17 protein-coding genes and 1 pseudogene are annotated in these 22,683 nt (G+C 44.6%); 3 read left to right on the top strand and 15 right to left on the bottom strand.

From position 1 onward, the window contains the following. Positions 1–297: 297 nt before the first annotated feature. The 15 genes and pseudogenes from QUB64_RS21150 to QUB64_RS21080 all read right to left on the bottom strand — a co-directional run bounded on the left by QUB64_RS21150 (position 298) and on the right by QUB64_RS21080 (position 18,793). Positions 298–1,596, bottom strand: coding sequence for a sensor histidine kinase (locus tag QUB64_RS21150; protein WP_333274723.1), 1,299 nt, complete (start codon positions 1,594–1,596; stop codon positions 298–300). A gap of 106 nt (positions 1,597–1,702) precedes the next feature. Beyond that, positions 1,703–3,952 (bottom strand): ATP-binding response regulator, encoded by a 2,250-nt coding sequence (locus QUB64_RS21145; protein ID WP_333274720.1) that lies wholly within the window; start codon positions 3,950–3,952, stop codon positions 1,703–1,705. After that, positions 3,949–5,118 (bottom strand): ABC transporter substrate-binding protein, encoded by a 1,170-nt coding sequence (locus QUB64_RS21140; protein ID WP_333274717.1) that lies wholly within the window; start codon positions 5,116–5,118, stop codon positions 3,949–3,951. The genes QUB64_RS21145 and QUB64_RS21140 overlap by 4 nt, the downstream gene beginning before the upstream one ends. Before the next feature lie 384 nt (positions 5,119–5,502). Continuing rightward, positions 5,503–6,402: pseudogene (locus QUB64_RS21135) on the bottom strand (sensor histidine kinase); the annotation flags it as partial. Positions 6,403–7,828: 1,426 nt separating this feature from the next. Then, a complete protein-coding gene (locus tag QUB64_RS21130) occupies positions 7,829–9,730 on the bottom strand; it encodes a M48 family metallopeptidase (protein WP_333274712.1) in 1,902 nt (633 codons plus the stop codon). A 697-nt stretch (positions 9,731–10,427) separates the two neighbouring features. Beyond that, positions 10,428–12,155 carry a DUF262 domain-containing protein gene (locus QUB64_RS21125; RefSeq protein WP_333274710.1) on the bottom strand — a complete coding sequence of 576 codons (1,728 nt, stop codon included), beginning with the start codon at positions 12,153–12,155 and terminating at the stop codon, positions 10,428–10,430. Positions 12,156–12,411: 256 nt separating this feature from the next. Beyond that, positions 12,412–13,074, bottom strand: a complete 663-nt coding sequence (locus tag QUB64_RS21120) for a Na(+)/H(+) antiporter subunit B (protein WP_333274708.1) — start codon at positions 13,072–13,074, stop codon at positions 12,412–12,414. Further along, the gene (locus QUB64_RS21115; RefSeq protein WP_333274706.1) at positions 13,071–13,685 is read right to left on the bottom strand and encodes a DUF4040 domain-containing protein; all 615 of its coding nucleotides are present in this window, start codon (positions 13,683–13,685) and stop codon (positions 13,071–13,073) included. The genes QUB64_RS21120 and QUB64_RS21115 overlap by 4 nt, the downstream gene beginning before the upstream one ends. Beyond that, a complete protein-coding gene (locus QUB64_RS21110) occupies positions 13,682–13,984 on the bottom strand; it encodes a monovalent cation/H(+) antiporter subunit G (protein WP_333274703.1) in 303 nt (100 codons plus the stop codon). Before QUB64_RS21110 ends, QUB64_RS21115 begins: the two co-directional genes overlap by 4 nt. Positions 13,985–14,073: 89 nt before the next feature. Further along, positions 14,074–15,345 (bottom strand): RNA-guided endonuclease IscB, encoded by a 1,272-nt coding sequence (gene iscB, locus QUB64_RS21105; RefSeq protein ID WP_333274700.1) that lies wholly within the window; start codon positions 15,343–15,345, stop codon positions 14,074–14,076. Between the two features lie 224 nt (positions 15,346–15,569). After that, positions 15,570–15,836: a hypothetical protein gene (locus tag QUB64_RS21100; protein WP_333274697.1), complete on the bottom strand. Its 267-nt coding sequence runs from the start codon at positions 15,834–15,836 to the stop codon at positions 15,570–15,572. Further along, positions 15,833–16,219 carry a Na+/H+ antiporter subunit E gene (locus tag QUB64_RS21095; protein ID WP_333274694.1) on the bottom strand — a complete coding sequence of 129 codons (387 nt, stop codon included), beginning with the start codon at positions 16,217–16,219 and terminating at the stop codon, positions 15,833–15,835. The genes QUB64_RS21100 and QUB64_RS21095 overlap by 4 nt, the downstream gene beginning before the upstream one ends. 290 nt (positions 16,220–16,509) lie before the next feature. Beyond that, positions 16,510–17,952: a cation:proton antiporter gene (locus tag QUB64_RS21090; protein ID WP_333274691.1), complete on the bottom strand. Its 1,443-nt coding sequence runs from the start codon at positions 17,950–17,952 to the stop codon at positions 16,510–16,512. 9 nt (positions 17,953–17,961) lie between these two features. Then, positions 17,962–18,297 carry an NADH-quinone oxidoreductase subunit K gene (locus tag QUB64_RS21085; RefSeq protein ID WP_333274689.1) on the bottom strand — a complete coding sequence of 112 codons (336 nt, stop codon included), beginning with the start codon at positions 18,295–18,297 and terminating at the stop codon, positions 17,962–17,964. 325 nt (positions 18,298–18,622) lie between these two features. Next, the gene (locus QUB64_RS21080) at positions 18,623–18,793 is read right to left on the bottom strand and encodes a hypothetical protein (protein WP_333274687.1); all 171 of its coding nucleotides are present in this window, start codon (positions 18,791–18,793) and stop codon (positions 18,623–18,625) included. Positions 18,794–18,822: 29 nt separating this feature from the next. On the opposite strand from QUB64_RS21080, the gene QUB64_RS21075 reads away from it, so the two are divergent. The 3 genes from QUB64_RS21075 to QUB64_RS21065 all read left to right on the top strand — a co-directional run bounded on the left by QUB64_RS21075 (position 18,823) and on the right by QUB64_RS21065 (position 22,610). Further along, a complete protein-coding gene (locus QUB64_RS21075; protein WP_293129049.1) occupies positions 18,823–19,125 on the top strand; it encodes a DUF433 domain-containing protein in 303 nt (100 codons plus the stop codon). Between the two features lie 21 nt (positions 19,126–19,146). Continuing rightward, positions 19,147–19,395, top strand: a complete 249-nt coding sequence (locus QUB64_RS21070; protein WP_333274683.1) for a DUF5615 family PIN-like protein — start codon at positions 19,147–19,149, stop codon at positions 19,393–19,395. A gap of 1,292 nt (positions 19,396–20,687) precedes the next feature. Further along, a complete protein-coding gene (locus QUB64_RS21065) occupies positions 20,688–22,610 on the top strand; it encodes an ABC-F family ATP-binding cassette domain-containing protein (protein ID WP_333274680.1) in 1,923 nt (640 codons plus the stop codon). Positions 22,611–22,683: the final 73 nt, after the last annotated feature.

The raw sequence follows: 22,683 nt of genomic DNA, 5'->3' as shown, positions 1-22,683 counted from the left end.
TATCGCGAATTTTTGAGATATACACACCTGTGAAATCAATTCAGATTGTTCGCAATACGGTTGAGATAAGAGACTCCAGCCGAGAAAACTCTATGAAAAATAAACACTCTTGTTTGCTTCGTTGTAATGACCGATTTTTTAGCCCATCCGACAATTTTTTTGGTTGTGGTACGGGCGTCTCGCCCGTACCCAAATTTGGTTAAAACGACTGATACAAGAGGTATAATAGAGTTTCAATCTCAGCAAAATTACCCCTTCAATCATCGCAATTTCCATGCCACCAGCATCAAGATTCCCCTAAGCAACTTGAGGGATTCTTTGCTCGACGGGAATCTGCACCACAAACTCGCTGCCACGGCCCGGTTGAGAATAACAATCAATCTTACCGCGATGTCTTTCAGTAACGATTTGATGGCTGATCGACAGTCCCAATCCCGTGCCTTTACCAACCGATTTGGTGGTAAAAAAGGGATCGAAAAGTTGCGATCGCACTTCTTCGCCAATCCCAGTGCCATTATCGGAAATTGCGATCGTCACCCAGTTAGCATCCGTGATGAAGGTGTGGATGGCAATCGTGGGATTAGGCCATGCGGGTGTTGTCCTGATGCCCTCTTCCAGCGCGTCAATCGCATTGCTGAGCAAATTCATAAATACTTGGTTGAGTTGACTGGGGTAGCATTCGACCATTGGCAATTGTCCGTAATTTTTGATGACTTGAATGGTGGGATGTTCAGCACTGGCTTTGAGGCGATGTTGCAAAATTAGCAAAGTGCTGTCGAGGCCTTCGTGAATATCCACGGGTTTGACTTGTGCTTCATCCAGCCGGGAGAAATTGCGGAGGGAAAGGACGAGTTGGCAGATGCGATCGCTCCCTAATTGCATAGAATTGAGCAGCTTGGGCAAATCTTCTGCGATATAATCGACATCTACGTCGTCCATCCAAGCTTGAATTTTGGGATGGGGTTGGGGATGGCATTCCCCGTACAACTCTAGAAAAGTCATCAAATCTTGAATGTGTTCTTTGGCGGGTTGGATGTTGGCAGAGATGAAATTGACGGGATTGTTGATTTCGTGGGCTACACCAGCCACCAATTGACCGAGGGATGACATTTTTTCACTTTGTACCAGATGCACTTGCGCCTGTTTGAGATCTTTGAGTGCTTGGGAAAGCTCGATCGTCCGTTGTTCCATTGCCTTTTGGGCATCGCGCAGTTTCATGTGGACGTGAATCCGTGCGAGAGTTTCTTCGTGTTGGATGGGTTTGGTAATATAATCGACAGCACCCAAGCTCAACCCTTTCACCTTATCGACTGAATCCGACAGGGCTGTCATAAAAATCACGGGAATGTCGCAGGTGGCAGGATCTGCTTTGAGTCGCCTACAGGTTTCAAACCCATCAATTCCTGGCATCATCACATCCAGCAGAATCAGATCTGGATGATAGGAATCGAGGCGTTGCAGGGCAGCTTCGCCACTTTTGGCGATCGCCACTCGGTATCCGATCTCGCTCAACACATCAAATAAAACCTGAATATTCGTGGGGTTATCATCCACGACGAGAATGGTTCCGATTGGGGCTGCGGTTTCAAATGCCACGGGTTAACTCCTGAGAAAAATTACAAATTAAAAACAAATTAAAAATCTTGGGAAACGCCAGATTTTACATTTTTAATGCCATCTAGCGTTACTAAACATAGCATTACTAAACATACGGTTCCAGCAAATTGAGAATCGCTTCGTCGTCAAACCTCTGACTTAGTTCTAGCATTTTGTTGGCAAAGGGTACATATTGCCGATCGACTTGTTTGAGGCGATCGGCTTCCTGTTGAATATCCGCCATAAAACCGTCTTTTGCTGCCCGGTAGAGGGCTTTTAGTTCCGTCGCTGGCGGCAAAATCCAATCCGCAGTCTGGCAATCTGTGACAGATGATGATTCAATTGTTTCCGGTGCAAGTGCGTAAATCCACTGCAACTCTAGGTGACGCTGCAACTCGGCCAGCAATCCAGTAAACTCGATCGGCTTGGGGAAAAAACTATTGCAACCGGCATCCATCGCTTCCTGCATATCCACTTGAGACAGGCTGGCTGAGGAAGCAATAATGGGAGTCCCGGCAAAATCCGGCAGTTGGCGCAGGTGGCGAGTCATTTCCAGCCCGTTCATCTGAGACATTATCAAGTCGGTAATAATCAAATCTGGGCGCATTTGCAGGGCGGTATCGAGTCCCGTTTGTCCGTCATCGGCTTCTGCTAGCTTGAAGCCCAGCGGTTGCAGCATTCCGACGATCACAGCGCGGTTTTCTTGGCGATCGTCAATTACTAAAATTTTACGCGGTTCGCCCTGATAGCCGATAATCTTTTGATGTGCTGTCTGAGGCTGATTGAGCCAATTAGCCGCGGCGGGTAAATCCACCTCAAACCAGAAAGTGCTGCCTTTACCTGGTATGCTGTTGACTTGAATGGTGCTGCCCATCATCTGCACGATTTGCTGACTGATAGACAATCCTAACCCAGTCCCTTCGCTGTTGCGATCGCGTTTTCCTGCTTGCTCGAAGGGTAAAAAAATAGATGCCAATTGTTCCGGCGCAATGCCAATGCCTGAGTCTTCTACTTGGAAACGCAGACGGGTTAATTCGGTATTTTCCTGTTCGATATTCTCGACTTTTTCCACAGTAAATGTGACGCTGCCGCGGTCGGTAAATTTGACGGAATTACTCAGTAAGTTTAGCAATACTTGCCGCAAACGTTTGTCGTCAGCATGGATGGCAGTGGGTAGGTTGGCATCGGGATGGTAATGGAATGCAACACCTTTTTGCTCGGCTTTTATCCGGCACATTTCTACTGTGTTGGTGAGGAAGTTAGCTAAGTGTAAATCCTGAGGATATAGCTCCATTTTCTGCACTTCCAGTTTGGACAGATCCAAAATGTCATTAATCAGTGTCAGTAAGTGGGAACCGCACTGGTGAATCACGTCCAAACCTTTCTGTTGCTTCTCGTTGGTGGCGGGATCGCGCTGGAGGATTTGGGCATAGCCGAGGATGCCGTTGAGGGGGGTTCTCAGTTCGTGGTTCATGTTGGCAAGGAAGGTACTTTTGGCGCGGTTGGCGACTTCGGCTGCTAATGCGGCTTGTTGCAATGCTGCTTCAATTTGTTTGCGCTGGGCAATTTCTGCTTCTAGTTGCTGATAGGCTTGAATTCGTGTAGTCACAGCATCTTGAATTGTTTGGGCAAGGAATTGGATTTCGTTATCGGACAATCGACTAGGTATCACAAAATAGTCAGTGCTTTGACTTTCAGTAACGGCTTGATTTAATCGCTGGAGTGGTTGCAAGATCGATCGCTGAATCATCACTGCCATCAATCCTAGAATTACCGACATCCCGACGATTAAAGTCAGTGTAGATGCTGAGAATGTCTGCCATGCTTGTTGTTGCAGTTGTTCAACGTCGAGAATCGCGATCGTCAATCCCCGGCGATCGATCGAACGAAACAACGTGCTGCTAAAAGGCAAAATTTCGACCAATGCAGGCTTGCCATCTACAGTAGTGCGGAAGCAGATATCTGTGCCTGTTTGAGAAGCTTGTTCTAGCACCTGTAGCAATTCTGGATGAATCGAGGCATAGGGGGGATTTTGTAATTCTGCTCCGCTGCGGGCTAGGGTTTCTCCATCAGGAGTGACGATCGCCACTTCCATCACAGTCGGTAGTGTGGCATAGTTCTGGACAACGCGCTTGATAATACTCGCATTCCCCAATTCGATTAAACCTTCTGTCGAAAATCCGACACCTTGGGTAATTGATTGAGCGCGTTGTTTTAGCTCTTGTTCCAGCTTTGATTCAATCAGAAAGTAGTTGAATCCCAACGTGGTTAAACCTACTGTTGCCAGAGAAATAGCAAAACTTGTCAGCAGTTGACGGGATAAGTAGTTTTTTGATGATTTGGATTGGCGATTCATGGATTCCATACCTCCATTGCTTTGCTGACAAGTGAGCCATCAATCTTCACATCTTGTCGAATCACCCTACCGTGACGCGGATCTTCTTTTAGCAGTTGGATAATTTGGGTTTTTGCCGAATTTAGCCGACCATTTGTCTGGAACATCCGCTGATTCATGGCAATATCTCCTTTTTTCAGCCCAGCATAGTCACTGGCAAAGGATGCACTGCTTTGTCCAAGTTTTTTTGCTACCAGTTCAAATACTTGATTCGGCTTGGTTTCAACAGCGTGCATCACATCAAACCAAGCTAAAATGAACTGTGTTAGTTCTGCTTTTTTCGCTTTCACTGTTTTGTCATTGGACATTAAAATATCAATCACCAAGCTGTCCACTTGTTTCGTGGTATAAATCACATTACCCTTGATAGTTTGAGCCGTTTCGCCTAACATTGGGCCCCACAATATGGCAGCATCGATGTCTTCTGAAGTAATTTTTTGGGCGGCGACTTCATTGGAATAATCGATAATCTCCACATCAGCAGGTTTCATTTTATGAGCTTTCAATGCTTCTAACAGAATTAAATGATTGACTGTCCCGAGTTTGGCACCGACTCGTTTACCGCGCAAATCTTCTACTGATTTAATTTCTGGTTTGGCGACAATTCCGTCTGAACCGGCCGAAATATTTGTCGTCATTAAAACCACAGGAATTTGATTGCCAGAATCAACTTGCATCACATCCCAGAAAGAAGCAAAGGCTGCATCTAATCTGTTGTTCATCACCGCACGACATGAATCTTGTTGGTTGTCAAACCGCACCAGTTCCACCTTGAGTCCTCGTTGTTTAAAAAGTTCTGAGGCTTGAGCGTAGAGTACAACATCAAATCCCACCCAGCTTGTAATTCCTACGCGCAATGGTTTCAGCGATTGGTTGTGCCCGAAAGTACAGGCATTAAGGGCAAATGTCAAGGTAAGTGCGATCGCACATAAACTGAAAAACGTTGGTTTGATGCCTAATTTCGGCTTGGGCGCTGGGAGTTGGCGATCGTCGGCTCGATCGTTATTTGTGAAGGGCAGGTATCTCACAATTCGCACAGCGCCGAATATCTGGAATATCAAAGCAACGCTCGCCCTCAGCTTTAGTGAAAGCGTTCGGATTTTGCTAAACGATCGATCGGTCTTCATCTTTTTTTACTTAAAAATCGGGTTTATTGTGTTAAACTTGAAAAGTTTAAAATTAAATTATGCTTAGCATTACTAAACATACGGTTGCAGTAAATTGACAATCTTTGGTTGTCAACTCTCTGAGTCAGTTCTAGCATTTTGTCGGGGCAAAAACTGTAATATTGCGATATGTATCTGTTCGGTGGGTCGATCGCCTTTCTGTTGTGGCTAGCAGATGTGGAGAGATTGGGATAAAAGGCGATCGCACGGCCGATACGCATGGGGAGTTGCTAGAGTGAAGGTCGATCGACAGGTGCGACGCACAGGGGGGCGGGAATTGAGGCGATGGATGTGCGATCGTCGTGCGCGAGAAGGTTTTAGACACAGCCCTCGGCTGCTGCATTGTTATGACGGATCAACATTGATTAGCGGTTCAGATGAAACTGTTTTCGGCTTGGCTTTGATAGGTATTGCGATCGCAAACTCTGCACCGTTACCTGGAGTTGAATTGACCTCCAGAGTCCCAGCATGGGTGTCAACTACGATCGCGTGAGCAATTGCCAATCCTAAACCTGTGCCTTTACCAACTGCTTTACTGGTAAACTGGTGGTCGAAGATTTTATGTTTTACGTCCTCACTCATACCTATACCATTATCTTGAATAGAAATAACGGCTGATTGGGAGTCATTCGATAGTTCAGTCTTAACCCTAATGCGATTGGGATGAGCTTTTATTTCATCAAAACTGCGTCCCTGATTCGATTCCTCCAAGGCATCAATAGCATTGGCAAGTAAATTCATAAACACCTGATTGAGTTGTCCGGCATAACATTTCACCAGCGGTAAATTTCCATACTCTTTAACAACTTCAATTGCCGGACGTGTTTCGTTGGCTTTGAGGCGATATTTCAGGATCAGCAAAGTGCTATCAATACCATCGTGAATATTGTAAAGAACCGGATAACTGCTATCGGCGCGAGAAAATGTTCTCAAACTAATGCTAATGTCGCGAATCCGAATCACGCCCTCTTTCATCGAGCCAATTAATTTGGGTAAGTCCTCACGAATGTAATCCAAATCTATAGCATCGATTTCCTTTTGAATTGCTTCACTTGGTTGAGGAAATTTCTCTTGATATAGGTCAATTAAACCAAACAGATCTTTCACGTAATCTAAAGCAGGTTGAATATTTCCCGCCAGGAATCCCACTGGATTATTGATTTCATGGGCGACTCCAGCCACCAACTGCCCGAGTGTGGACATTTTTTCGCTTTGAATTAGCTGGATTTGCGATTGTTGAAGCTCAGAGATGGCTTCGGAGAGAGCAATATTTGTTTGTTGAAGTTCCTGAGTTCGTTCTGTTACCCTTAACTCGAGACGCTGACGATCTTCTTCTAATTGCTCTGCTCGGCGGCGCATATTTTCCAGAATCAAGTCCTGAACTTGCTGGTTAGCTCGCAGATATTGCTGTCGAAATACAATTACCAGAGTAACAATCAGAGACAGAACAATCAACACAAAGCCAAAATTCGCCCAGTAGCTAAGGTTTGCAGACCTTTGAGAAGCTTCCGCCGTCGCGTCGATGACAATTTCATACAACCGCTCGTAAGTCGGATCGACTAGGGTTTTATCAACTTCTAACGCTTGTTCAATGCGGTTGGATTCCAGAAGCTTTAAGAGTTGATTGACAGCAGTTGCATAGGTATTGTAGGCTGATTCAACTTTTTGCATCTCCTCTAAGGAAGGGGTAGTTGTTTGTAATGCCTCCAAACTGCGTTGTGCCTGTTCTTGCTGCTTCTCCAAGGCTTCTTGTAACTCGGAGTCAACTTTTTTCTTATTAACAGCTCTCCACTCCAAAGCATCCAAACGGTTTGCTATCGCTTGCAAATGATTTAGTTCTCGCTCGCGATCCGCTGCACGATGTGACCTAGCATCCAACGTTGCGATACCACAGGTTGATATCACGACGGCAGCGATTGCTACGCCTAGAGATGACCAACTATAAGACTGCTTGTGAGGAGACATAGTTCAACGCTACAAATCAAAAGTTGGCAAGACCATTTACTTGTTCCTATTTCCCCTAAATCATGAGGAAATAACAAAAAAGGCGGTTGAGAACTACTAGCAGCTAATGTTTAACCTACCGCTATCACGGATAACCAGACCAGAATCAGGATTAATTATATGACATTTGCGAGATATAGCCTTTCAAGCTCTCATATGAGGTACTTGACGGGCATAGGGCATAGGGCATAGGGCATAGGGCATAGGGCTATCCTCACTTAATTGAAAACCGCTATATCGCGGTTCTCAATTAAGTGAAGTACGGGGACTTTGTAATTACATGGCTTACACACAAAGCTCAAGAAACCGGGTTTTTTACCCCAATTTACGGTTTTTGGCTAGTATTTTGGTAAAAACCCGGTTTCTGGCTACCCATAGGTAAGTCCTAAATTACCAATTACGCAAAATCCTAGCCTACCGCACTGTTTTTGAGAAAGGCTATAACTACCAATCAGTTCTTATTTTATCACATATAGGTGTTGGCAGCCTCAACACCTATATACGATCGCATTTTAGGCCAACAAAATTTACATCTCTACTTAGGTAAATTATATCCTAAGTATTCCAGATGAAGGTCTACTGGGGTAAACTAGGGAAATTTGATGCAGCGGTACCTTGGGTTGGTTGTAGCGCATAAAGCGAGCTTCAATGTTGAAAACTGATAGCACTAACGTTTCAGGATTAAAGACTCTTCCACCTGGGACATCTTTTTTTGCAAATTGCCAAAACTACTGTGGTTCACAATGATGATGACATAATCTTGATTTGTAAATTGCAAATTTTTTGCCAGCAGGTCAGCCAACTTTTGATCGGCATCCTCACCATCAATTAAACCTCGTTTGCGAACGATTCCTAGGATACAGAAATGTTTTTCGGGAAAGTAGGTGACAACTTTCTCTACTAGATAAGCTTCTTTAACGTCTGGATAGGGAGCTAACTGTTGTTTGAGTTCACCTACTTCTGATGCTTTGATAGTATGAGGTTTGAGTTTGTCGCGATCGCTCGCACCAACTCTTTCCTGTCGAGCTTTTACCAGCAACTGAGAATGCTGCTCGGCTCGATCGCGATATTTATCTGCTTCGTCAGTTTGACCTCGTTGCCAGAAAAAAATGTAAATTAGCTCGCAGCCGTCTATTACCCAATCTATCCTTTGTGTCATAGCCTTTTCCAGGCAAGCAATACCTGCTGCATCATCTTTTTGTAGTAAGATTTGCCCGAGGCTATAGTTGGCTTCTGCACAATCTGGGTGAGTTTTTAACACATCTTGCAACAAGGGAACGGCTGCTTCACCACCTCGCACTTCTAATGTGTAATGGGCGCGTTCCCATGCTTCTGGTTCATCAAGTGTTTGTACTTGTGCTTTTTGCTCTAAAGCTTGCAGTTTACTTTGAATTTCTTGTAAGTAGGCATACTGCTGCCGCCAAGGTGTCGATGCTGCTTCTTTCCAATCGCGATCGAACTGGGTAGCAAACTCTTGTAAGCTGTTTCCGAGAAGATGTTCTGCTGCACTGGTTTGTATGGTTACTGACTGAAGCAATTTTGGCGATCGAGTCCTGAGATAACCTAGGGATTTGAGTCGATCGCTCAGACAGGGATGGGTGTCTGCATTATCGGTCTTTTCTGCCAGAGCCTGCTCTAACCATAAATTGGTCTGTTCTTGTGCGATCGCACCGTGCAGGAAAGTTAACATAGAAGAATAAGCATTGTCTGGCGGATCGACCCTCTCTGCAACCTGTTTCTGGATATCTAACCAAAAGGAACTTTCTAGAAAACGGGCTTTGATTTTTACATTAATTAGCGCCTCAGCCGCATGGCGCACTCCAGCGAGTTGGGCCGCACAGCGATCGGCTTCGTACTCATCCATCCGTGCTAGGGTAAAAGAGTAGGCATTAAAGGAAGGCCAATACCATTCTAGGAAGCTATTAAACAACATTGATGCCCCATGTTGCTCGCTCTGGTATAACCGTTCGTAAATCTGCAACCAGGTTTTGCGAATTCGATAAATCCATCCTGCGAAGCGAGAATGATTGCCAGAGAGATGTCCTAATTCGTGTGCCAGAACTGCTTTAAATTGTTCCAAAGACAAGGACTGCATGAGGGGAAGTCCCAGAAGCAAGTAGTTTTTTTGCCAGCCAAAGATACCCAGTCGCGGAACTTGAACGACTGCTGCGTTGAATTCTCGATTTAACAAGATGTTGTGGAATCGGGGAGCCTCAAGTTTAGCAGTCAATTCGTCTACCAGCCCGAATAAGTGAGGAACTCGATCGCGACTGAGTTTCAAACCTTGGGGATGGGGGAAAGTTACCCAGAGCGATCGCACAATTGCCCATACCGGAATCAGTAACAGAATGCCAAACTTGATGATGTAACCATTGATGTGACGGCTAAACGCGATCGCAAAAACTAACATCCCGATTAGTGCGAATAACCCAGCAAGTATCAAAAAAATGTAGGCATAACCTAATACTGCAAACAGGGCAACTCGCAAGCGGTATTTCCCCGGATGACGCTGCGAGAATTCTTCCAGATTTTTGACCATTTTATCAAACTGTTTCTGATTGATTGCCATAGGAAATAGTTGTTTTATATGTGCTGTTGATTCGACAATGATATTGATTGCACAAAAGTATGAGATATTTCAGGTTTTCCATAACCCCCGCTAAAAACTGGTCGATGCCAACGAATAACCTTTATAGGTTAAACTTGATGCGGAAAATGCTGCTTTAGTCAAGATTAATTATTATTCCAACCCAGCCTAATTCAATTTTTTCGGATTGTCGGGCACTGTTTACAAAAATTGATGGAGTTGTCTGCGAGATGAATTGGGAAGTTGCGATCGATTTGTTGCTCTCGTTAGCGATCGCGGATATTAGGCGATCGACCTAATGGGTGTAGAATTAGGGGCTATGTGCGATCGGGCGTGGCAGCGAGGGGGTTGAGCAAGTGGTTCAGGTGCTGTCTGGAGACGTGGCTGATGTGGAGAGCTTGGGGTGAAGGGCGATCGGGCCGATGATGCAGTCTCAATGTCGATCGCTACAATCTTACCCTATGGAGCGATCGGTGCAGACAGTTGATGAATGTCGATCGCTCTTGCGACGAAAAGAGGGCGGGAATTGGGGGAATGCGTGTGTGTGCGATCGGCACAGTTGACGAGGCGCAGATAAATTCCGGCTCTTACAGATAACTATAATACGGCGGTTCCCAACCGTTTGCTGCATTTGAATTGTTAGACCACTCTGAATAACCAGGAATAATTTATTTATAAATTACACACTTTTGTGATCCCAATATTTCGAGGCAAAATCGATAATTTTGTTTTTTCTGTTTTCAATAGACGAAACATCCCATTCTCCATTTTCGGGATTTTTAAACTGAGTTAGTTCCTTCTGGGAAACAAATCTTGAATTTTGATAGAAAAATGTGTATTTTGTAGAAAAGTCTCGGTTTGATTTACCTTGATTTTCCCAAGAAAGATCGAGAACTAGATTACCAATACTATTTATATAGTTACTCCAAACATCCTCGGCCATCCAATTAGAGATTTCTCTGGGTCTTTGGGAAACAATATGCTCAATAGAGAGGCCCTTATACTGATAAAAACCTATCTGGTTTTCCTCTCGATATTCAGTTCTCCGAATATGATTTTCATACTGCCAGAACAAGTAATTCAAGTCATTCGTTGAAATAGCTTCATAGAAGTCTGGAGAAGCTAGCCGAACACGAAATTCACGATCGCTACAGAACTCCCCAATAATATCTTTTAAAGATGAAATTAAACTCTCAAAGTCACCATTAAATGACTGAGATAGCTCATATAAACGCTTTAAAATTACAGTGTTTTTTAACCTGCGTTTTCGGATACCATAAACCCGAAAACTCATAATTTCTAAAAGTTTTGTCACCCGACTAAAATTAACATAACTTTCTCCACAAGCATATTTCATCGATGCAATAAGAATCGGAAATAAGTTGGCAACTCGGCCTAAAATATACAATAGGTTGTTAAGGTTTTTATTCTCATCCTGAGCAATTTTTTTTACAATCGAGAAAGTTTGCTTTAACCCATCCGAGTAATTATCAATAAATTTAGTAGCTTCAGCAAAAGTTTCACGATGGGATGTAAGAGCATTAATTTTTTTCTTGATTAGCCATAAGTGCTTTCCATGCTCGTTTAAACCCTCCTCTTTTATATGAGACTCAAAAGTTATATAGTGATTGCGCAGGATAAATCGTTCATCCACTGTGAGATGTCGAAGAATTTCTTCAAAATCTCTATAAATTTCACCGAACCGATCCTGTATGATTTTGAGATGGCGCTCCGGCTCATCTGCAACAGTATAAACCTTATACATTAAGAAGCTTTTAATTTTCTCTAAATCAGTAAGTGATTTACCTCTATCGTTGGTGGTTTCAAAGATTAATGTGGCCTCGGCATTATCAAGGACAGCATATGTAAGTACCTTGGCATTTTCAATTTTCTCACGGAGTTCTCGTAAGTTTTCAACTGAGCGAGGTTCTAGCTCTTTTTGAAAGAATTTTTTGGCTTCTAGAAGACGGCCTTGTGAAGGAGTTTTAATTAATTTTTCCGCTTCTTCGCAGTCTTCCAAAACGCATTTTCGGAAAAAATCTTGGTCATATTCTAGAACTCGCAACTTATATTCAGCTCGGTATTGGACATAAGTTTCTCGAAGAATAAATATATCATCTCCAAAAGATGAAAGTTTATCAAGTAACAGCCGCATAAAAACGGTAAGGGTTGTAAGCCGCTGTTGACCATCTACAATATCAATAACTTTGAAGTGTCCTTCATTCTCTCTAATTTGCAATAATATTGTTCCAAAGAAGTAGTCTCTCCCTAGAATCTGATTATCAAGATCATTAATAAAATCCTGCAATTGCTTTGTTTCCCAGGCATATGCACGTTGATATTTGGGAATGTTAAAGACTCTGCGGGGTTCAAATAAGTCGCTAATTGCCTTTTGTCCGTTTTCCATCGCAAAATATTTGTCGCTGTTGCAGCCCGATGAAGTTAATAACTAATTTTAGCTAAAACTATAACTCTTGAACTAATCAATATATAAAGCTTGTGTAAAGATTATCCCAACTAAAACCACGAAGCGAGCTGGATCTAAATTTAGGTAAAGGACGATCGCACCCAGGTACAACACCCCGGCGAGTACAATTGAGCCGATCGCACCTATCGCTCAAACCTAGAACCACTGTTTCCTCCCAAAATCCCCTAAAAATCCATCACAACAAACCGCGATAGCGAATAAAAATCAACACCACCGCCCACGAGCCCAAAGCAACCTTTACAGCCACCAAAATATTCAACAAAGGAACCACACCACCACTCACCAAAGCCCCAAACTCTCCGTGTGGTAACTCGTACCCACACAAAGTAATCGCCGACAACACCACAAAAACCAGTACCGAAATCTTTTCCCAAGTCGCCGCGTGCGATCGCTCGTAAATCCGCTGCATCCACTCGGATGACGAAGTAATCGCCACCAAACCGATCGCAGTTCCCCCCGCTACACCCGCCGCAAAACCGCCTCCGGGAGTCAAATGTCCCCGCAGTGACAATTCAATACTCACCAACGCCGCAATAGTCGCTCCCAAACGGGCTAGCACAATTGAAGGTTGATCGATAAACTGATAAATTGTGCAGGACGGTCTTTCGGTGGCTAACAGAAAATTAGCGCCCATAATGGCGATCGTAAATACCACCACTTCAAAAATCGTGTCATACAGGCGATTTCGGAAAATAATCGCCGATACGACATTTGGAATCCCGCTATCTTTGACAAGCAATTCTACGATCGCCAAACCTGACAAACCTGATGCTGGATTGGCAAAAAATAGCATTTTAATGTAAAGCACTATCCCCGCCGCAATGTAAACCCATTTCATTGAAAATCCTCCGCTAAATCCGTAGCATTTTTGTAAGTTAGACTGGTATTTATTGATGAAATTTCAGCTTGCATGATGTCATAAAGCCGTTGGATTCTAGTCACAGTTCGATAATGTTTGGTTTCTGCCTCACCTGCTGCCTCACTATCTAGCACAGGTACGCAAGTTGCATGAATTTCTTTCTCCATCAGAGCGCGGTGTAAAGCCTCCTGACAGGTGAAAGGTACTACCTCAACGCGGAGATAATACTTGCTAAAAATTCGGCGAAAATCCTTCATCAATGAGTTAAAATCGCGGGGACTCTCTACTGTCAACTCTACCTTCAAAACATCGCCATCCGACTCGACTTTCTCCTCTTCCAACACGCCCAAACGCATCACCAAGGACGATCGCACCGCCACCGCATACAGCGTGATTGCCAGCATCGTACCCATCAAGGCTTCCGTCAAAGCCACATCCGCCGCCCCAAAAACGGAATATATCAATGCGGCGATCGCGCCTAATATGCCGCGAGTGACTAGGGCATAGTAGGGATTAGCTTGAACTACTACCATACAAGCAGCCAAGGGCAACAGTGCAGTTAAGATATAGATATAGCTATCATCATTCATAATGTCTCTGTGGGAAACTCCGTCTGATTTTCTTGCTCTTCACTCGAACAATGCGCCAGCACATATCCCAGCATGGTATTCCAAATTGCTAAGGAAAGAATTGCCAAAGTTAGCAGCGGCCATCTACTAGGTATTTTAATCAGCAGCCCGAGCACGATTAGGATCGAACCCAAGGTATCTGCAACCGAAAGACTGTGTAACTTAAATAATACCGATCGCTTGCCCAGTATGTGAGAAGTCCCCCAAAACCAGAAGACTATGCCTGCACCGATAAACAGATAACTCAACATATCAATCATAAAAAGAAATACGGTAAGTGGGAAACTCGGCGACTTTAGTCCCGAGAGGGAAACGACCCGGCGGTTTCAACCGCCTTGAATCTTCAATCTCAAAATGAGTAGCTGTAACCATCTTTGTGATGAACTATTTTGCAGTATTTGTGACTAATTCCTTGCACCAATTCTGATGATGAGATATTGAACGAACCCGTTGATCTAACTGCAACCCGACCAACATATTCACCAATTTTCTTGCCACTTGTGACAACTGCTTTTACGATGTCGCCTGTCTGAAAACCTTTAACAAATTTATCGCGAGGCACGTAACGAGATGGAAAGCCAAACTTGTCTGTGCGACACATTTGACGAGTCCCGTGTCCGGTTGCCTTAATTAGCAGTGGCTTACTTGTTAACACGGACAAGGATTCAATTTGACCAACACAAGCAGCATCAAGCCAATGAGCTTTAGGTAGTTTTAATCTGGTACGGTTGAACTTAGTTAATCCGCCGGAACCTGTCGTGACAGGTAATCCTGTTAGCTTGAGTCGGTTGAACAACGCCCATCGAGTCGAGTTTACAGCAGCAGCATCCTTGAGCGGATGCTTAACTTGCGCCACGATCTGCTTGAGCAAGTCCGGCTTCTTAAACAGAAAATCTTTGATATCCTGAGTACCTTTCTTGAGATTACATTTCTCGCAAGCTAGGCACAGATTAGAAATCCGATTACTGCCTCCTTTTGCCTTGGGATGAATATGTTCTACTTGCAACCCTAAATTCTCAGCACCGCAGTAAGCACATTTTCTGTTCCATTTATTGAGCAGATATTCACGAACTTCGTATCCAAGTAATTCGCCCTGCTGATATTCAACGCCAGAGATTTCGGGATTCTCTAGTTGTTGAAGATCAAATCGAACCAGTTCCATCGCGATACTACTTACGGGTGCAAGTCTGATGAATTTGTTGACCCAAGTTAAAGTTGCTTCTACCCGGTGCTGCAAAGATGGCGCTAGCCAACCCTTTCTCCGAGTACGGTTTAAGAACCTTGCTTGGCGGTAACGGGTATGCCTAGCTCGACGAACTCGACGAATTGCGCGACGGGATTCAAGGCTGGCTTTGATAGCTTGACCACGATGAGTTAGCTCAGCGCCAAAGATTACTTTTTCGCCTTGCAGTAAAGCGATGCCAGTGGTTTTTGATCCTGGATCTAATTTGAGTGAGATTGATTCGATGCTTGCTGTTACCGCCTTCTTAAGAATAATGGTATACGGGAATCTTCTGAAAACAGCCGCTTTACCGGCGACTAACAACTTACGAGCTATTGACGGCTTGCAAGGCGTGAGTGGTTTTCTGTTTGTATCAAGTACGAAAATAAAATTGGACATTGTTGTGTCCCTCCACTTGCGTGTAATGTTAGCTTCGCTAATGTTATAAGAGCTTTTTCAACCTGCAACACTGTCTCAGTGACTTTAAGACTGTTTAATTGCAGATGACAGAGCAGGAAACTAGCTTCGCATTCACCTGGTGTCGTGACTCGAATAACGTAGACCTCTGAGGTCTTAGGCTGGTCAGCACAGCTTGCTCGATTTCTCTTACAAGCTCAGTCCATTTAGGGCTGAGTTACTGACAGGTCATCCAGTCGTTTTATGATGTGTGCCAGCAGCATTAATCCCGCATTTCCGACAGTGAGGATAATCGCCCCCACTGCCCCAATCATCCAATCGTCGCGCAAGACAGATATGAACAAAGCCATAATTCCTGCCTTGGTGGAAATACTGCCCAAAGCAAGCATTTTCTGCCAAACATTATCATCTTCCCATGCCTCGTACATGGGGATGAGCATCGCTGCAATCATCGCAATCAAGAACCAATTCATGGATTTTCCCTCCCCGGCAGAACCCGGTGGACTTCGTAGCAGCCTTCTTGGTTGTATCTCACCACAATTGTTTTGGGGGTAAAGGTAATCAGGAATACATCTAAAAATATCATGATCGGCGATCGTTTCATTTTTGCCCGTTCCAGAATTATGTCTTCTCCGTTATGGGGACGGATGATAATTTCAACGGCTTCAATGTATGCTATTGGAATCGCAATCAGGATTTTTTTGAGCATACTGAGCCATTCCTTTATCCTTTCCGGGGGTGTGTTGCCGCGGGGTAGGAGAAATGCGATCGCTATACCAATGATGATATTTGGTACGGTGAAATCGGCTGTCAGCAAAAACCAAATTGTCAATCGTAATATGAAACTTCCAATCATGTTTTTTCCTTGTTAGTTTTCTCGCATAACTCTGGGATTGTTACGAAAACCGCAGATATCATGTAATGTCCGGTAGATTGACTGCGATATCTGGGTCGGGGCGGGTTTCACAAACTATCGATTTGATTGGAGTCTTTGGCGAACCCGCCCCTACAGAAATTATTGTTATTTAACCGGACATTATATCAGGCAGATAAACTCAGATAAACGCAGATAATTACAAGATGATTTCTACTTTTACCCGAGGTGTTTTGCACAGCCTTACTGCGAGCGATCGCAATTTCGATTATTTAAGTGTGGGTTCCTGTGGCTAATGCCATCCAAAAGAGTACGATCAAAGTTAGAGTCATCACACCGACGAGATGATCGAATTTCTCAACTGCACGCGGCAGGGCGATCGCTAACCGTTTAATAATTAAAACATAAATCAGCCACCCAATCGCGATCGTACCGACTGCTTTGATGATACTTTCTATGCTATAAGCATCTAAGTACGCTATGTTTGCGATAATTAGCCCGCCAATTAAGAGGATGACGGCGGGCCACAAACCGGGCTTGACTTCCTGTTTCTCTCCGCGCGGGATAAAGATGAATTTGGCGAAGGATATTGCTGTACCTACGGCGGCTATATTCATGGCGATGACTTGCCAAGGTAAGAGATTTTTCACCGTCAACACTTTCGCCCCAAATCCTGCCAATAGGGGAAAGCCGGAAATCGAGAGACTGGCGATAACTAAGGCAATCCACAGGGTAGGATCGATCGCCTTTGATTGCAATTCCTTGAGGCTGCGGCTTGGTAAGGAACCGGCAAGCAAGAAGAGACTTGATTTAACTAAACCGTGAGCGAGCGCATAAAATCCGCCGACTGCTGGTGCTGCTAAAATAAAGCCTAACTGGGAAATTGTGTGAAAAGCCAGCATCCGTTTGGTATCTTTTTCAAAGACGGCATAGGACACTCCCATTAAAGCTGTTGCTACACCAAAAATCCTGACGATTGTATCAATGTCATCGGAAACCAAAGCACAGCGCAACAAAGGTAAGATACTCGCTTTGATGACTATTCCTGAGAGTAGGGCGGAGACTGGAGTTTCTGATTCTGAGTGAGTTAGCGGCAGCCAGAATCCCGATACAAAAATCCCGCCTTTGAGCAACAATCCCAGAAAAATCAGGGCTAAAGCTTCTGGTGGCGCACCTTTTAAACCGTCAAACAGAAAGGAATTATGTTTTTGATAGACTAGCACCGCGCCCACGAGGTAAAATAGCATGGCGGTGTTGCTGACAAATAGATAGCGCAAGCCTATCCATAAAGAGCGATCGGTGCGAGGATATGCCATTAACAGAAAAGCTGCTATCCCGCTGACTTCTAAAGCTACATATAAACTGATAAAATCTATACAGATAAAGGTAGCATTTATACTGCCATGCAGAATAATCATCTGGGAGTAAAAGAAGGCTGATTTACCACTGTGCCAACAGTAGAAAATCACGGCAGCAGTTACTATGGCATTTGTCAAGATAAAGTAAGCGCCTAACTGATCTGCGACTACTTGAACGCCGAAATTATCTAGTAACTTGAGTTGGAGGGGCGACTTTTCGAGAAATAGTTGTAGCGCATAGCCGGCAGAAATAAAGGTGACTGCTAAGGCGAGATATTTGTCAAACTTGGGGAGTAGATAAATGACGAACCCGATAAAAAATGGTATGGTCAGCCAAGCGATCGTAATAATATTCATGGATTGGGTTTACGGCGTGTTATTTTTCTCGATCTCGCTGGCTTCCAATGTGGGATTATCCCGTGCTAGCTTCATTACACCCACCAGCATCAGGGCTTGAATCGAAAAGCCGATGACGATCGCAGTTAAGATGATCCCTTGGGGGACTGGATCGGCGAAAGCTCTATTTTTGACATCTCCCATAATTGGCGTGAACAAGCCACTGAGGGATGCTACCACGACATAATAGGCAATTACACCGGTGCTCATTACATCCATAGAGACGATCTTCATCACCAGGTTCTTTTTAAGGATGATACCAAAAAATCCGCACAATACTGTGGCAAAGACGAAGGCTTCTAACACGGAAATTTTTGTTGCTTAAGGTTTGGTGACAATGATACATTACTTGGGCGCTACTAAAAAAGTAGAGTGAGTCGATCGATTTGAGATTGACTCGGCAACTAATGGGAGCAGGGTTGGAAAGCTATCGTAAAGTTATGTTACTTTTGGGTGCTGGTGTTAAATGGGAGTACAGAGTGTAACTGGGGCGATCGCGCTCGCAGTTTGATGCAGCGGAATGCGAGTATAATAAATGTCGATCGCACCTGTGCAAACTCAACGGGATGCGATCGGGTAACTTTTGGGAATGGGTTTAACGGTAGGGAAAGTGGCTCAAATGCAATCGCTGTCAGCGGTAGGTGTGGAGAGATTGAGGTAAAGTGCGATCGAGAAACAGCGTGAATTCAACAGCCACAGTCATTTGAGCAATTAGTTGCGGCAATTTATGGCTGCGACACTCAGAGCAAGAGCGATCGCCCTCCCTACAAAGAGCGATCGCGCACCTGTTATCCTGTAACAATAGCTCAATCTTTTGAAAAGGCGATCGCCATGACAACAGCAGTCTCGATCGACATTGGTACACTGATCGCACGCACCCCCGGACTGCACGGCGGATGTCCTCACATCGTCGGCAAAGGTGTCACCGTTCGGCGAATTGTCACTTGGTACAAACGCGGACTTAACGCTGAAGAAATTTGCGATCGCGTCGGACATCTCACCCTCGCCGAAATCTACGCCGCACTCACCTACTACCATGCCAATACCGCAGAAATCGAAGCCGATTTGCTCCATCAAGCATCAGAGGCTAAGCGTCTAGAAGCTCTGCACAACAAGTCGGGTCAAAAAGCATGAGTGAAATCCGGCTTGATCTAGATGAAGACTCGCAAGATCAGTCTCTACTGCGAGCATTACGAGCGCCAATACGTTGATGTCACAACCGTCAATGAAACTCAAACAGAAGGAGTAATAGACGAAGAACAACTTCGGTTAGCTGCCACTCAAAGTAGAGTCTTGTACAGTCACAATATCGGAGACTTTTGCCAGCTACATACCGAATTCATCGCCAGAGAAGAATCTCATGCTGGCATTGCACTGCTTTCACTCTTACTATTCTGTCGGTGAGCAAGTTCGAGCTATTCTGAAACTAACTGCTAATAAAACAGCAGAGGAAATGGTGAACCAGTTAGAGTTTTTGGGTAAATATTTGAAAAATGGCTAGTGTAAGTCACTGCGCCTAGAGCCAATGATCAATAGAGCGCCAACGGGCATATCGCGCCTGTGCCAACTCAACTCTGCTGAAGATCGATCGTTCATTTGGGAATTATCCGTGCTTTATTTCTAATTTTACCGCAGATTATTTTTGTTTGTCAATTGAGTATCGATCGGCGCTAAGGATGGTTTTATTCTTAGCAGCTTGTAGCACTTTTAGCAGGGATTGCGATCATATAAGGAAGCGCGCGCGCGGTCACGGCGATGGCCAAGAAAGATGAGGTTTCGCGGTTCAGGTTGCGGAAAGTTGAATGAGGAAGATTTTGGGGAGTCGGAAGATTGTTGAGACGGTTTTAATTTCAGTCTCGACTTACATGAATGCAACGAAGATATCCACCCTTCTCAAAACTGTACTCAAATTTATAAAAGCTAGAATTAAGACCATTATATTTAACTCCTTCCTTTTGACCATTAGCCCATTCAACGAAGTTATTCTGTACCCCTCGTCCGCCTGAAGAATAGAATGTGAATGCTATTTTTGCAATAAGCTTATCTCTACTAATTCGATCAGAAGCAAAAGTGTAGAAATTATTGTAAGTCGCACCAGCTCCACCACCCGTCTCTAGGAGAAGTTCATAGCGTCCGGGCTTAAGCCCGGACGCTATGAACTGTTGACTCACAATTTACTACTTTTCTCTCAACTGGCCTAGCTACTGCTCCAGTTACAGCATGAATAACCATGCAACTAGCGAGCGTAAAGATTTTTAATCTCTTCATTCTTCAACTTCTATCTATAAAATGCTTAGCCTAATTTCTTCTGTAATTTACCCGATATTTTATTTCCAGTCAAGAGGAACTCAAAAAAAGAGGATATTTTAGACCAATGGGAGGGCATTGATCCGGGGTTGATGCGGTTCGCGATCGCGGTATCTCGCGCTTGCTTCTATTATTTGCGGTTTTTCCAATATCCAGGCTCTCGACTGCAATGCGTCACTGCCAGAATCAAAATGTAATCTTCCTCGATCGTCCGGTTCGTGGCCGATTCCGCCTCAAACACAGGCCAGACTCGACAACCTGATGGGGAACTGACAAAAAGCCTGTAGCCTTGATCCAAAATTTGTTTGGGGATGCCCTCAAAAATCTGGTTTGTGCCGGAGTGGGAAGGTCAGCGCTAAACTAGGTTAGGTAAATGACTGTTTATACTCATGACTATTTTTACTCTGCGATCGATCAAAAAAGACTTCGGCATCAAGGAACTCTTGACAAATGCCAGTTTCAGCCTCGACGAAGGCGATAAAGTCGGACTCATCGGCACCAACGGTTCCGGGAAATCAACGCTGCTGAAGATGATTGCGGGCTTGGAGTCGATCGACTCTGGCGATCGCTGGGTCAATCCAGGGTCTACAATTGTCTATCTCCCGCAACAGCCCGATTTAGACGAAAGTCATACAGTTTTAGAGCAAGTATTTGCCGACAGTGGCGAACAAATGGCTTTGGTGCGGGAATACGAGGAAATTTCGGATCAACTGTCCCACGGTAAAGGCGATACGGACAAGCTGATGTCGCGCTTATCTACCGTGTCGGCGCGCATCGATGAGGTGGGCGCGTGGGATTTGGAAACCAAGGCGAAATTGATTTTGACCAAGTTGGGGATTGAGGATTTTCATGCGAAAATCGCCGACTTGTCCGGCGGCTACCGCAAGCGCATTGCTTTAGCAACCGCACTGTTGTCGGAACCTGACGTGTTGTTGATGGATGAACCGACAAACCACTTGGACGCCCTGTCTGTGGAGTGGTTGCAGAACTATTTGAACGGCTATCGCGGTGCACTGCTGCTGATTACGCACGATCGCTATTTTCTCGATCGCGTGACCAATCGCATTCTGGAGATCGATCGCGGCGACCTATACAATTATGCTGGCAATTACGCTTATTATTTGGAGAAAAAAGCCCTAGCGGAAGAATCCGCCGCCAGCACTCAGCGCAAACACGCGGGAGTTTTGCGGCGCGAGTTGGAATGGCTCAAAAAAGGGCCGAAAGCGCGCAGTACAAAGCAAAAAGCTCGGATCGACCGCATTAAGGATATGCGCGCCCAGGAATTCAAAACAGTTAACGGTAAAGTCGAAATTGCCACAGCGGGGCGCCGGATTGGCAAGAAAGTCATTGAGTTGTTGAATATTCGTAAAGCTTATGGCGATCGCACTTTAATCAAAGATTTTACCTACAATTTCACTCCCGAAGACCGGATTGGAATTATTGGCTGTAACGGCGCCGGAAAATCGACGCTGATGGATATCATCACCGGACGCATCCAGCCGGATTCTGGTACTGTGGAAATTGGGACAACTATTCATATCGGTTATTTTGACCAGCATTCAGAGGATTTGACACCGAATGAAGACCAGCGGGTGATTGAATACCTCAAAAGTGTAGCAGAATTGGTGCAAACGGCGGACGGGGAAATCATTACCGCTTCTCAAATGCTGGAAAAATTTCTGTTTCCGCCCAACCAACAGTATGCACCGATTCATAAGCTCTCGGGCGGCGAAAAGCGTCGGTTATTCCTGCTGAAAGTGCTGATGAGTGCGCCTAACGTGTTGATTCTCGACGAACCGACAAACGACCTAGACGTGCAGACTCTGGCGGTTTTGGAGGATTATCTCGAAGACTTTAACGGCTGCGTAATTGTAGTATCACACGATCGCTATTTTCTCGATCGCACGATCGACATGGTGTTCGCCTTAGAACCAGGGGGAAACTTACGTTTATATCCCGGCAATTACTCGGTGTATTTAGACTACAAGAAAGCCGAAGAAGCCAAGGAAATCAAAGGACAAAAAGACAAAGAAAAACTTACACGCACCCCTGAATCTAACAATTCACCAGCCAAAGCTTCTACTACAAAATCAACCAAAGTTTCGTTCAACGATCAGCGGGAATATCAGCAGTTAGAGGCTCAAATTCCGAAGCTGGAAGCTGAGAAACAAGAAATTGAGAAGATTTTGTCCAACAATGCTCCCAGCGGGTTTGCCGAGGTGAAGAAGTTATCGGATCGTTTGGCTAAATTGACCCAGGATATCGATCGCGCGACTGAGCGGTGGTTGGAGTTAGCGGAACGAGTCGGGTAATTTTGGGTTGTCCGAGTGTTGTGTTTAGCTCCTGCTAATAATGACAGGAGCTAGAGAAATTATGACGGAAAAA

Origin of the sequence: Microcoleus sp. Aus8_D2 (assembly GCF_036702665.1) — a bacterium.
Lineage (GTDB): Bacteria > Cyanobacteriota > Cyanobacteriia > Cyanobacteriales > Microcoleaceae > Microcoleus.
This window is presented reverse-complemented; position numbering and strand designations above follow the sequence as displayed.